Below are 12,722 nucleotides of genomic sequence, written 5' to 3' on the forward strand. Positions count from 1 at the left end.
ACGGGATGCGCCAGCGAAACACCTCCCTGGGCGACCTCGAGCGGGTCGTCATGGACACGCTGTGGTCCCACGGCCCCGAGCTGTCGGTCCGTGACGTCATGGACCACATGGGCGGCGAGAAGGACCTCGCCTACACCACGATCATGACGGTGCTGGACCGCCTCGCCAAGAAGGGGCTGGCCGACCGCACCCGCGACGGCCGCGCCTGGCGCTACACCGCGGCGTCCTCCCGCGAGGAGCTCGCGGCCACCGCGCTGCGCTCGACCCTGGAGAACGTCCAGGCCGACCGCAAGCTGGCGATGGTGCACTTCCTCGACGACGCCAGCCCTGCCGAGATCGACGACCTGCGAGCCGCACTCGCCGAGGTCGAGCGCCGCCACGGCTGACCCGGGGACAGCGTGACGGGCGTCGTCGTCACCGCGGCGCTGATCGTCGGCGCCCTGTTCACCGTCCTCGCCGCCCCGCACCTGCTCGCGCGCCAGACCTGGCTGCGCAGCACGCCGGGCGAGACCCTCTTCCTGTGGCAGGCCGTCGCGCTCTCCGGGGTGGTCGCCGCGCTGCTGGCCGCCCCGGTGGCCGTCCTCAGCCTGCCCACCGACCGCCCCTGGCTGCGCCTGGCCGCGTATGCCGTGTCGCTGGCCATGCTCGTCCGGCTGCTGGTCTCGGGCCACCTCGTCGGCACCGACCTGCGCCGCCGCCGGGCCGAGCACCGACAGCTCGTCGACATCCTCGGTGAGCGGATCGAGCGGACGGACGCCCGCGCGGAGGGCGTCACGGTGCTGGCCCGCGGCAACCCGACCGTCTACTGCCTGCCGGGCCGGCACGACCGCATCGTGCTCAGCCGGGAGGCGCTCGAACGCCTCGGCCCCGAGGAGCTGGACGCGGTCATGGCCCACGAGCAGGCCCACCTGAGCCAGCGGCACGACCTGCTGCTGGAGCTGTTCACCGTGCTGCACGAGGCGGTGCCCCGCCGGGTCCGCGCCGACGCGGCCCTGGACGAGGTCCACCTGCTGGCCGAGATGCTGGCCGACCGCGCGGCGGCCCGCCGGGTGGGCCCGCTGGCGCTGGCCCACGCCCTCGTCGCCATGGCCGGGGGCCACCGGGGCGACGCCGGTGGCGAGGCGGGCGGGACCGCATACCCGGGTCCTCCGGCCGGCACGCTCGCGGGAGGCACCCAGGTCACCACCCGGCTGCGCGCCTTCGCCGCCGACCCCGCCCCGGGCTGGGCGCGGGCCGGCATCTTCACCGTCGCCGTGGCCCAGCTGCTTCTGCCGGTGCTGCTCCTGCTGCCCCTGCTGTGGACTACCTCACAGTTTCTCTAGACGGCTCGGAGGCCCACGCCTCGGAGGGGTATGTTACGACTAGGTGTAGTACGTAACGATCCGTAGGGGAGCCTGCAGTGGACGCGTTGGACCTCGCCCGGTGGCAGTTCGGCATCACGACCGTCTACCACTACTTCTTCGTGCCGATCACCATCGGTCTGTCCCTGCTCGTGGCCGTGATGCAGACCCGGTGGATGCAGACGCGCGACCCGCAGTGGCTGCGGCTGACGAAGTTCTTCGGCAAGCTCTTCACGATCAACTTCGCGCTCGGGCTGGTCACCGGCATCGTCCAGGAGTTCCAGTTCGGGATGAACTGGTCGGACTACTCCCGCTTCGTCGGCGACATCTTCGGCGCGCCGCTGGCCATCGAGGCGCTGCTGGCCTTCTTCCTCGAGTCGACCTTCCTGGGCCTGTGGCTCTTCGGCTGGGGCCGGGTGCCGGAGAAGCTGCACGCCTCCTTCATCTGGCTGGTGCACATCGGCACCCTGCTGTCCGCCTACTTCATCCTCGCCGCGAACTCGTTCATGCAGAACCCCGTCGGCTACACCATCGACGAGGCCGACGGCCGGGCCGAGCTGACCGACTTCCTCGCGGTGCTCACCAACCCGGTCCAGCTCGTCACCTTCCCGCACGTGGTCGCCGCCGCCTGGATGACCGGCGGGGCGTTCGTGCTGGCCTTCGCCGCCTGGCACCTGTGGCGCCAGGGCACACCCCAGGCCGACAAGCCGATGTACCGCAAGGCGGCCAAGCTCGGAGCCTGGACCCTGCTCGTGGCCGGCCTGGTCGTCGCCGGCACCGGCGACCTGCAGGGCAAGGTGATGACCGAGGTCCAGCCGATGAAGATGGCCGCCGCCGAGGGCCTCTACGAGGACGTCCCCGAGGGCGTCGGCGCGCCGTTCTCGATCATCACGGTCGGCACCCTCGACGGCCGCGAGGAGGTCTGGGCGCTGACCGTGCCCAAGCTGCTCTCCTACCTGGCGACCGGCTCGCTCGAGGGCGAGGTCGAGGGCATCGACCACATCCAGGAGCGCTACGAGCTGACCTACGCCGGCGCCGAGCTCACCGCCGCCGACGACTACCGGCCGGTCGTGCCGGTCACCTACTGGAGCTTCCGGCTCATGATGGGCCTGGGCTTCGCGGGTATGGCGATCGCCGCCGCCGTGCTCTGGGCGCTGCGTGGTCACGGCTCCGAGGTCGGCGAGACGCGGCTGGAGGGCAGCCCCTGGTGGGGCCGCGCGGCGGCCGTCGTGCTCTTCCTGCCGCTGCTGGCGAACAGCTTCGGGTGGGTCTTCACCGAGATGGGCCGCCAGCCCTGGCTCGTCATGGGCCTGATGACCACGCAGACCGGTGTCTCCCCCGGCACCACGACCGGCGAGGTCGTGACCTCGTTGGTCGTCTTCACCCTGCTCTACGGCGCGCTCGCGGTCGTCATGGTCGGCCTCACGCTGCGCTACGGACGCGCCGGCGCCGAGCAGGTGCCGGAGGACGCGTCGTACGACCCGGCGACCCGCTCCGACGACGAGCCGTTCGTCTTCACCTACTGACCGCGCGCCGGCACCGCATACCCGCAAAGGAACGCACCCATGGAACTGACCACGATCTGGTTCGTCCTCATCGCCGTGCTGTGGATCGGCTACTTCGTCCTCGAGGGCTTCGACTACGGTGTCGGCGCGCTGCTGCCCGTCCTGGGCCGGGACGAGACCCGGCGACGGCAGATGCTCGGCTCGATCGGCCCGTTCTGGGACGGCAACGAGGTGTGGCTGCTCACCGCCGGCGGGGCGACCTTCGCCGCCTTCCCGCACTGGTACGCCACGCTCTTCTCCGGCTTCTACCTGCCGCTGCTGCTGATCCTCGTGGCGCTCATCGTGCGCGGCATCGGCCTGGAGTACCGCGGCAAGGTCGACTCGACCTCCTGGCGCCGCCGCATGGACCTGATGATCATCGGCGGGTCGGCGGTGCCGGCGCTGCTCTGGGGCGTGGCCTTCACCAACATCGTGCGCGGCGTGCCGATCGACGCGCAGATGGAGTACGTCGGCGGGTTCTGGGACCTGCTGAACCCGGTCGCCCTGCTCGGCGGGCTGGTGACGCTGACGCTGTTCCTGACCCACGGCGCGCTCTTCGTCGCGCTCAAGACCGACGGGGCGCTGCGGCACGACGCCCGCGCCCTCGGCGTCCGGCTGGGTGTCGTCGCGGCGGCGCTCGCGGTCGTCTGGCTGTGGCTGGTGCACTCCTCGACCGGTGGCCTCGTCTCGGGCACCCTTGCGGTGCTGGCTGCCGCGGCCCTGGTCGCCGGCCTGCTGGCCGCGCGCACCGGCCGGGAGGGCTGGGCCTTCACCGGCACGTTCGTGGCGATCGCCCTGGCCACCGCGTCGTTGTTCGTCGCGCTCTTCCCCGACGTCATGCCCTCCACGCTCGACCCCGCGTGGTCGCTGACCGTCGACAACGCCGCGTCCTCGGCCAAGACCCTCGGGATCATGACCTGGGTCGCGGTCGTCTTCACCCCGATCGTCCTGCTCTACCAGTCGTGGACCTACTGGACGTTCCGCAGGCGGATCTCCGGGCACCACATCCCTACCGACGTGCACCACGCGGCGGTGACGGCCGAGACCCGTCAGGGCTCCGACCGCCCGGACCGGCCGCTGACCTCGGCCTGAGAGCCCGATGCGCCCGTTCGACCCCGCCCTGGTCCGCTCGCTGCCCGCCACCCGGTGGCCCGTGGCCCGGCTGGCGGCCGTCGGTGTCCTCTCGGGGGTGGTCGCGATCGCCCAGGCCCTCCTGCTCGCACTGGTCGTCGGCCGGGTGGTCTCCGGCGGCCCGCTCGGGCCGGTGCTCGGCTGGCTGGTCGGCGTCCTCGTCCTGCGCGGGGTGCTGGCGGGCGTCTCGGAGCGGGTCGCGCGCCGCGCCGGGCAACGGGTCGCGGGGGAGGTGCGCGCCGCCACGCTGCGCTCGTGGCTGGGCCGGCCGGTCGAGCGACGGCCGGCCGACGAGGTCGCGGTGACCCGGGCGACGGAGGGCGTCTCGGCCGTCGAGCCCTACGTCGGGCGCTACCTTCCCGCCCTCGTCACCGCGGCTGTGGTGCCCGCCCTGACCGTCGTGGCGCTGCTCGTCGTCGACCCGTGGAGCGCGCTCGTCGTCGTCCTGACGCTGCCGCTGCTGCCGGTGTTCGCCGCCCTGATCGGGCGGCACACCCAGGACCAGACGGAGCGCCGGTGGGGAGCGATGTCGCTGCTGGCGGGGCACTTCCTGGACGTGGTGCGCGGGCTGCCCACGCTGGTGGCCTACGGGCGCGCCCGGGCCCAGGTCGACGTCGTGCGGGCCGTCGGCGAGCGCCACCGCGAGGCCACGGTCCGCACCCTGCGGACAGCCTTCCTCTCGACCGCGGCGCTGGAGCTGCTCGCCACGATCTCGGTGGCCATGGTCGCGGTCGCGGTCGGTCTGCGGCTGGCCTACGGCGCGATGGACCTGGTGGTCGGCCTGGCCGCCATCCTCCTCGCGCCCGAGGCCTACTGGCCGGTGCGTCGCGTCGGCGCTGAGTTCCACAACGCCGCCGACGGTGCGACGACGCTCGAGGCGCTGCGGGCCGACGGCGTGCTGGGAGGCGAGCCCGCCCACGCCGACGAGCCCGCGCGTGCCGGTGTCGTGCTCCGCGACGTCTCCTATGCCCACCCCGGTCGCGGGCGCACGGTCGCGGGCGTCACCCTCACCACGCCGTCGACCCCGGGCCTGACCGTGCTCACCGGACCTTCCGGCGCCGGCAAGACGACCGTGCTCGAGCTGCTCGCGGGACTGCGCGTCCCGGCGTCCGGCACGGTCGTCGCCCCGCCCGCGCACCTGGCCGCCCAGCGTCCGCTCATCCTCCCGGGCAGCGTGCGGGACAACCTCGCGCTCGCCGGTGGCAGCCTTGACGTCGACGGGTCCGCGGCCGACGCCGCGATGGTCGCCGCCCTGGACAGGGTCGGTCTCTGGGCTGCCCTGGCCGACCGCGAGGGGCTGGGCACCGTGCTGGGCGACGAGGGCTTCGGCCTGTCGGCGGGCCAGCGCACGCGGCTCGCCCTGGCCCGCGCCCTCCTCAGCGACGCGCCGCTGCTGCTGCTCGACGAGCCGACCGCCAACGTCGCCGCCTCTTCCGTGCCGCTGCTGCACGAGGTGATCCGGGGGCTGGCGGCCGGGCGCCGCGTCGTCGTGGTGACCCACGACCCGGCCCTGGCCGCCCTGGCCGACGACCGCTGGGAGCTCACGCCTCTCCCGCTGCAGGACCCTCGTGCCGTTCTGTCGTGTCACGGGCGTCGCCAGGGCGACCGGCGTGACACGACGGAGCCGTCGCAGGATGCGGAGGCACCGGCCGGCCAGACCGCCGTCCCCGGTCACGTCGAGCCGATCGCCACCCCGGGCGGACGTCACGGTCTGTGGCTGGCCTGCGCCCTGGGTGGCGCCTCCGTGGCGTGCGGGGTGGCCCTCACCGCGACGTCCGGGTGGCTCATCGTCCAGGCCTCGACGATGCCGGTCATCCTCACGCTCATGGTCGCGATCGTCGGCGTGCGCGCCTTCGGTCTCTTCCGGCCGGTCTTCCGCTACGCCGAGCGCGTGGTCTCCCACGACGTGGCGCTCGAGGACCTGGCCGGGCGCCGCGCCGACGTCTTCGCCCGGCTCGTGCCGCTGACCCCGGCCCGGTTGGGCCGGCGCAGCCGCGGCGAGGTGCTGACGGCCGTCGTCCGTGACCTCGACGACGTCGTCGACGAGCAGGTGCGCGTCACGGTGCCCGCGTGGTCGGCGCTCGTCGCCTCGGTCACCGGCGCGGCCCTCGCCGCCTGGCACCTGCCCGCCGCGGGCGCCGTCGTGGCGGGCGGCGCCCTGCTCACGCTCGGTCTGGCCGCCTCCGGGTATGCCGCGGAGCGCGCGGCCCAGCAGGACGCGGTCGAATCCCGGGGGCAGCTGCAGCACCGCGTGACCGCGCTGACGGGCCGGCTGCTCGCGGTGCAGGCTGTGACCGGGCTCCACGCCGACCGCACCGTGCTGCTGGCCGGTGTCGCACGTGCGGAGCAGGCCCAGCAGCGGGCGGAGGCCCGGCTCGTCACCGCCCGGGCGGTCGTGCTCGCCCTGGTGTGGTGCGTCGTCGCCGGCACGACGGCCCTCGTCGCCGTCCTGGTCCGGGAGGCGCACGCTGCCGGCGGGCTGGGCGGCCCCTCCGCCGCACTGGTCGCCCTGGTCCCGATGGCACTGGCCGACACCTGGGTGGGCGCGGCTGACGTCGCCGGGGCCCGGGCCCGCGCCCGTGCGGCCGCCGCTCGGCTCGCCGCGGTCCTGGGGCAGTCCCCGGCCGTGCGGGGCCACGGCACCCAGGAGCCCGCCGCGACGGATGTCCCCACGCTCACGCTCGACGGCGTCGGCGCCTCGTGGGAGGCACGCGGCTCCCTCGACCTCGCGCCGCTGGACCTGGACCTGGCCCCGGGCAGCCGGGTCGCGCTCGCCGGGCCCAACGGTGCGGGGAAGTCCACCGCGCTCGCCGTGCTCGCACGGCACCTGGACCCGCTGTGCGGCCGCTACGCCCTGGACCGTGCCGACGTGCTCGACCTCGAGCTGGAGCGCACCCGCGCGCGGATCGCGGTCGTCGACGACGAGCCGCATGCGTTCGCAGGGTCCGTGCGGGCCAACCTCGTGCTGGCCCGCCAGGACGCCACCGACGAGGAGGTCGTGGCCGCGCTGCGGGCGGTGGACCTCGGGCACTGGTACGCCACGCTCCCCCAGGGCCTCGACACCCTGCTGACCGGGCTGTCCGGAGGTGAGCGGAGCCGGCTCTCCCTCGCCCGCGCGGTGCTCTCCGGCAGACCGGTCGTCCTGCTCGACGAGCCCGCCGCGCACCTCGACGACGCGACGGCCGAGCGGGCGCTGGGGGGTCTGCTGTCCGCGCCGGGTGCGGACCGCCGGACCCACGTCATGGTCAGCCACCGCCCCGGGGACCTGTCCGGCTGGCGCACGACAGGCCTGCACGCCGAGCGGCGGACCACGGGTGCCGCGACCGTCCCGGTGCCCTGACCTCCCGCTTCGCGTCCGCTTGCGGTGGTGAGCCAGGGCTCCGACATCTAGGTTGGACAGACCGCAGGACAGCGACACCGACAGGAGACCGGCATGGAACCGTGGATGTGGTGGCTCATCGGGGCGCTCGTCGTCCTCGTGATCGTCGCCGTGGCCGTTCTGGCCGCGCAGCGTCGCAAGAAGCAGGAGGCGGCCCGGCACCAGGCCAAGGACCTGCGGGAACGCGCCTCGGGTGGCGAGCGCTACGTCGCGAGCGCCGAGGACAAGGCCCGCGAGCTGCAGCTGAGGGCCCGCGAGGCCGAGGAGGAGGCCGGCCGGCTGCGCGCCCAGGCCGACGACGCCACCAACGTGGCGAGGGAGCACCGTGACCGCGTGACGGGTGAGTACCTCAGGGCCGACGAGATCGACCCCGACGCCAAGCGCTGACCGGATCCCGGCCCGGGCGGCTGCGACAATGGGGGGCATGCCGCTGCCGACCGCCCGCACGCCCCTGTCCGAGCTCGACCCGCCGATCGCCCTCGGCGCGCTGGACGGGCGCTACCGCGGCGCGGTCGGGGCGCTGGTCGACCACCTCTCCGAGGCGGCCCTCAACCGGGCCCGGCTGCACGTCGAGGTCGAGTGGCTCATCCACCTGACCAGCCACGACGTGGTGCCCGGCGCCGACCGCCTCTCCGACGAGGAGCAGGAGGCGCTCCGGGCGCTGGTCACCAGGTTCGACGCCGACGCGATCGCCGAGCTGAAGGAGATCGAGGCCGAGACCGTCCACGACGTCAAGGCGATCGAGTACTACCTGCGCCGTCGCCTCGTCGAGATCGTCGGAGGCGACGACCCCGCGCGCGCCACGTCCCTGTCCGAGCTCGTCCACTTCGCCTGCACCAGCGAGGACGTCAACAACACCTCCTACGCCCTCATGGTCCAGGGCGCCGTCACGCAGGTCTGGCTGCCGAAGGCCGTCACGCTCGTCGACCAGCTCACGGGTATGGCGCACGACCTGCGGGGGGTGCCGCTGCTGGCGCACACCCACGGGCAGCCGGCGACGCCGACGACCATGGGCAAGGAGCTGGCGGTGCTGGCCTGGCGGCTGCGGCGCCAGCTGGAGCGGGTGAGCGGCACGGCATACCTCGGCAAGCTCAACGGCGCGACCGGCACCTACGGCGCGCACGTGGAGGCGGTGCCGGGCGCCGACTGGCAGGAGGTCAGCCGCACGTTCGTCGAGCACCTCGGCCTGACGTGGAACCCGCTGACCACGCAGATCGAGAGCCACGACTGGCAGGCCGAGCTCTACGCCGACGTCGCGCGGTTCAACCGGGTGCTGCACAACCTGTGCACCGACGTCTGGACCTACATCTCGATGGGCTACTTCGCGCAGGTGCGGGGCCAGGGCACGGTCGGGTCGAGCACGATGCCGCACAAGGTCAACCCGATCCGGTTCGAGAACGCCGAGGCCAACCTCGAGGTCTCCAACGCCCTCCTCGACGTGCTGGCGTCCACGCTCGTGAACAGCCGGCTGCAGCGCGACCTGACCGACTCCTCCATGCAGCGCAACATCGGCACAGCCCTGGGGCACAGCATCCTCGCGCTCGACAACGTGGCGCGCGGCCTGGCCGGTCTCGACGCCGTCCCGGAGGCCATGGCCGCCGACCTCGACGCCAACTGGGAGGTCCTCGCCGAGCCGATCCAGTCGGTGATGCGGGCGCTGGCGGCGCGCGGTGTCGAGGGCATGACCAACCCCTACGAGCGGCTCAAGGAGCTGACCCGCGGCCGCCGCATCGGGCAGGCCGAGCTGGTGGAGTTCGTGCGCGGGCTCGGGCTGCCGCCGGAGGAGGAGGAGCGGCTCGCCGCCCTGACCCCCGCCACCTACACCGGCATCGCCGCAGACCTCGTCGACCACCTGGTCCGTTGATGCACCTGCTGCCCGCCGACCAGCTCGAGCCGGTGCGCGCGCACCTGGACCGGCAGGGGTATGCCGTGGCCTCCGTGGTCACGCCCGTCGAGGGCGGCCTCCGCGCCGCCCAGGCGGAGATCGCGCGGACGCTGCGGCTGCCCGCGGTGGCCGGCACCAACCTCGACGCGATGGCCGACGCGCTGCGCGACCTGCCGCAGATCTGGGGGACCGACCAGGTGGCCCTGCTGTGGGAGGACGCCGAGCGGCTCGCCGCCGACGACGGCCGGGCCTGGTGGATCCTGGGCGAGATCCTCGACGACGCGGAGGACCTGACGGTGGTGGCGTTCGGCGAGGCGCGCATGGGCCGGCCCTCGGACCTGCCCTCATGAGGATGAGCAGGCCCGTGGCGGTCGGGCTCCTGGTGCTCTGCGCGGTCGTCGTGCTCTGGCTCGTCGCGCAGACGACGGGCGAGGACACCGCGTCCCCCGCGCGCCCCGCGAGCTCCGCGAGCCCCGCCGGCAACGACGGACCGACCGGCACGGACACCCGCGACTGGGACGACATCGACGCCTGCGCCGACGACGTCCTCCCGCCGGAGCTGGAGGAGGTGGCCGACGACGTCGAGGCGGGCGGGCCGTTCGAGTTCCCGGGCAAGGACGGGTCGACCTTCGGCAACTACGAGGGCTACCTGCCGGACGAGTCACGCGGCTACTACCGCGAGTACACCGTCGAGACGCCCGGTCTCGAGCACCGGGGCGCACGCCGGATCGTCACCGGCGGCGGGAGCGGCGACCTGCCCGACGTCTGGTACTTCACCGACGACCACTACGAGAGCTTCTGCGAGTTCGCCCCGTGAGCACCGTGCTGGACAGGCTGGGGCAGCCGGGTGCGGACTTCCTCGCCGAACGCCACCTGGCGACGCTGTCGACCGTCGGCCCCGGAGGGCTGGTCCACGTCGTCGCGGTCGGGTTCACCCTCGCCGACGGCGTGGTGCGCGTCATCACCAGCGACGGGAGCCAGAAGGTGCGCAACGTGGAGCGCGACCCGCGGGCCACCGTCGCGCAGGTCGACGGGCGGCGATGGCTCAGCCTCGCCGGCACGGCGGTCGTCGAGCGCGACCCCGACGCCGTAGCCCGGGCCGAGGAGCTCTACGCGGTCCGCTACCGCCCGCCCCGCATGAACCCCCGCCGGGTGGTCGTCCGCCTGACGCCGGAGCGTCTCCTGGGCTCTCGGTCGCTGCTGACCGGGGACTGACGAGCACCGGCCGGAAGGATCCCGCAGGTGCGAGGCAACCTCACAGGCGCTTCCCGGCGTCCTGGTGACATGAGACAGGTCGAGGTCGACGCGGAGTTCGCCGCGTTCGTGCGCGCCCGCCAGCACCGGCTGGTCCGGGCGGCGCGTCTCTTCTGCGGCGACCACCACGCCGCCGAAGATCTGGTCCAGGACGCGCTGATCAAGCTCGCCTCCCGCTGGGAGTCGGTGCGTGACGGGTCCCCGGACGCCTACGTCCGGCGCATCCTCTACCGCGACGCGGTGAGCAGGTGGCGCCGGTGGGGTCGGGAGATCCCCCACGCCGGTCAGCACGGGGAGCCGGACGCGCTCCACGGCGAGCCGGTCCCGGCGGCGGTCGACGGCTGGGTCGAGGGGGCGGGCCTGAGGGCCGCACTCGCCCAGCTGCCGCCACGCCAGCGCGCGGTGATCGTCCTGCGCTACTTCGAGGACCTGTCCGAGGTGGACATCGCCGAGGCGCTCGGCTGCTCCACCGGCACGGTCAAGAGCCAGGCCAGCAAGGCCATGAACACCCTGAGAAACCTGATGCCGGCGCCCGTGAGCGCTGTCCGGGACGGAGACGAGCGATGAACGACGAGCTGAGGCGGTCGCTGGACCGCGCCGCGGGCGAGGACCCGCAGATCGACCTGACCGAGTCGGCCTGGACCGGAGGCCGCGTCGTGCGGCGCCGCCGGCACGCCGCGCAGGCGGTGGGCGGGGTGGCCGCCGCGGCCGTGCTCGCCGGCGCCTTCGCCCTCGGCGGCGGGGTGCTCTCGGAGCCGAACGCCTACGACGGGCCGGCGCGGCCCACCGTGGACGACACCGCCACCCGCACCGCCGCGACCATCACCACGAGCGAGCCGACCTCCGAGCGGGCCTCGGAGGAGACGTCAGAGCAGGTGACCACCTGGGAGACGTCGCAGGTGCCGTCGCAGGAACCGCCCGCGGACACCCGGCCCGAGCAGGTCGCCCCGGTCCCGACGACCACCCCGGTGCAGGAGCCATCCACCCCGTCACCCACGGAGCCCACGCAGGAGCCACCCACGGCCACGCAGACGGTGCCGGCCGGCCCCGGTGGCGACGGGGTCCTGGCCCTCACCGCGGACAGCGTCGACGGCCTGCCCCTGGACGGTCCCGCCGCCGACCTCGTCGACGCGCTCACCGCCGAGCTGGGCGAGCCGTCCTTCACGATGCCGGGGGCCGTCGTGGACTGCAGCGGTGCCACGAACGCCGACCTCTACGCGTGGGATGTCCTGCAGCTCACGGCGCGCGACGTCGGGCTGACCTGGACCGTGCACGCCGGGGACCGCCCCGCGTCGCTGGACCTGCCGGGCTCGCTCAAGCTCGGGATGACCGAGCAGGCCCTCCGCGCCGCGGAGACGGTGGTCGCCGAGCCCACGAGCGGCGGCGGATGGCCCGTCCTGGTGCTGCAGAGCGGCGTGGCGGTCGACCTGGGCGAGGGGGACGTCGTGGTCGCCGTGTCCAGCACGTGGACGCCACCCTGCTGAGTCCTGCTGGAATACCCTCTAGGGGTATGCTGTTGGCATGGCTGTGAACGGTTACACCGGGTCCAAGGACGCCTACCTCAAGCGGCTGAGCCGCATCGAGGGACAGGTGCGCGGCATCGCGCGTATGGTCGACGAGGACACCTACTGCATCGACATCCTCACCCAGGTGAGCGCTGTCACCAAGGCCCTGCAGGCGGTGAGCCTCGGCCTGCTCGAGGACCACATCAGCCACTGCGTCGTCGAGGCGGCGGCCGAGTCGGAGGAGGCCAAGGACGCCAAGGTCCGTGAGGCCGCCGACGCGATCGCCCGCCTGGTGCGCAGCTGACCGGCCGCGCCCAGCGGCACACCCCCATCACAAGGAGCACCCCATGACCGACACCAACGCCGACACCCCGGTCCAGAACCAGACCACCAAGATCGTCGTGAGCGGCATGACCTGCGGCCACTGCGTCTCCTCGGTCACCGAGGAGCTCAAGGAGGTCGAGGGCGTGCTCGAGGTCCGCGTCGAGGACCTCGTCAAGGGTGGCGACACGGACGTCTTCGTCGAGTCCGACGGCCCGCTCGACCTCGAGGCGGCCCGTGCGGCCGTCGCGGAGGCCGGCTACACCGCCTCCGTCTGACCAGCACAGCACAGCCTGACCCACGATGGGCGGCCGGGCGCGCACACCGCGTCCCCGGTCGCCCGCAGGGGGGTCACCCCACGTC

14 protein-coding genes are annotated in these 12,722 nt (G+C 73.7%); all 14 read left to right on the top strand.

The window, feature by feature from the left end:
- Positions 1-5: 5 nt before the first annotated feature.
- The 14 genes from K330_RS0106725 to K330_RS0106790 all read left to right on the top strand — a co-directional run bounded on the left by K330_RS0106725 (position 6) and on the right by K330_RS0106790 (position 12,637).
- Entirely contained in the window at positions 6-386 is a 381-nt protein-coding gene (locus tag K330_RS0106725; RefSeq protein ID WP_022921073.1) for a BlaI/MecI/CopY family transcriptional regulator, read from the top strand.
- Positions 387-398: 12 nt separating this feature from the next.
- The gene (locus K330_RS0106730) at positions 399-1,322 is read left to right on the top strand and encodes a M56 family metallopeptidase (RefSeq protein ID WP_022921074.1); all 924 of its coding nucleotides are present in this window, start codon (positions 399-401) and stop codon (positions 1,320-1,322) included.
- Positions 1,323-1,399: 77 nt separating this feature from the next.
- On the top strand, positions 1,400-2,866 hold the full coding sequence (locus K330_RS0106735) for a cytochrome ubiquinol oxidase subunit I (protein ID WP_022921075.1): 1,467 nt from the start codon (positions 1,400-1,402) through the stop codon (positions 2,864-2,866).
- 39 nt (positions 2,867-2,905) lie between these two features.
- Complete coding sequence (cydB, locus tag K330_RS0106740; protein ID WP_022921076.1) at positions 2,906-3,976, top strand: cytochrome d ubiquinol oxidase subunit II; 1,071 nt, start codon at positions 2,906-2,908, stop codon at positions 3,974-3,976.
- A 7-nt stretch (positions 3,977-3,983) separates the two neighbouring features.
- Positions 3,984-7,355 carry a thiol reductant ABC exporter subunit CydD gene (gene cydD / locus K330_RS19670; RefSeq protein WP_022921077.1) on the top strand — a complete coding sequence of 1,124 codons (3,372 nt, stop codon included), beginning with the start codon at positions 3,984-3,986 and terminating at the stop codon, positions 7,353-7,355.
- A 93-nt stretch (positions 7,356-7,448) separates the two neighbouring features.
- Positions 7,449-7,781, top strand: a complete 333-nt coding sequence (locus tag K330_RS0106750) for a hypothetical protein (protein WP_022921078.1) — start codon at positions 7,449-7,451, stop codon at positions 7,779-7,781.
- 37 nt (positions 7,782-7,818) lie between these two features.
- Positions 7,819-9,258, top strand: a complete 1,440-nt coding sequence (purB, locus tag K330_RS0106755; RefSeq protein ID WP_022921079.1) for an adenylosuccinate lyase — start codon at positions 7,819-7,821, stop codon at positions 9,256-9,258.
- Positions 9,258-9,629, top strand: a complete 372-nt coding sequence (locus K330_RS0106760) for a barstar family protein (protein ID WP_022921080.1) — start codon at positions 9,258-9,260, stop codon at positions 9,627-9,629. Before purB ends, K330_RS0106760 begins: the two co-directional genes overlap by 1 nt.
- A 2-nt stretch (positions 9,630-9,631) precedes the next feature.
- Positions 9,632-10,096 (top strand): guanyl-specific ribonuclease, encoded by a 465-nt coding sequence (locus K330_RS0106765; protein ID WP_051145499.1) that lies wholly within the window; start codon positions 9,632-9,634, stop codon positions 10,094-10,096.
- Positions 10,093-10,494 (top strand): PPOX class F420-dependent oxidoreductase, encoded by a 402-nt coding sequence (locus K330_RS0106770; protein ID WP_022921082.1) that lies wholly within the window; start codon positions 10,093-10,095, stop codon positions 10,492-10,494. Before K330_RS0106765 ends, K330_RS0106770 begins: the two co-directional genes overlap by 4 nt.
- A gap of 69 nt (positions 10,495-10,563) precedes the next feature.
- Positions 10,564-11,100 carry a SigE family RNA polymerase sigma factor gene (locus tag K330_RS0106775; protein ID WP_022921083.1) on the top strand — a complete coding sequence of 179 codons (537 nt, stop codon included), beginning with the start codon at positions 10,564-10,566 and terminating at the stop codon, positions 11,098-11,100.
- Positions 11,097-12,017, top strand: coding sequence for a hypothetical protein (locus tag K330_RS0106780; protein ID WP_022921084.1), 921 nt, complete (start codon positions 11,097-11,099; stop codon positions 12,015-12,017). Before K330_RS0106775 ends, K330_RS0106780 begins: the two co-directional genes overlap by 4 nt.
- A gap of 43 nt (positions 12,018-12,060) precedes the next feature.
- A complete protein-coding gene (locus K330_RS0106785) occupies positions 12,061-12,342 on the top strand; it encodes a metal-sensitive transcriptional regulator (protein WP_022921085.1) in 282 nt (93 codons plus the stop codon).
- A gap of 43 nt (positions 12,343-12,385) precedes the next feature.
- A complete protein-coding gene (locus K330_RS0106790; protein WP_022921086.1) occupies positions 12,386-12,637 on the top strand; it encodes a heavy-metal-associated domain-containing protein in 252 nt (83 codons plus the stop codon).
- The last annotated feature ends 85 nt before the right edge of the window (positions 12,638-12,722 follow it).

It is taken from the genome of Ornithinimicrobium pekingense DSM 21552, from assembly GCF_000421185.1.
Classification (GTDB): domain Bacteria; phylum Actinomycetota; class Actinomycetes; order Actinomycetales; family Dermatophilaceae; genus Ornithinicoccus; species Ornithinicoccus pekingensis.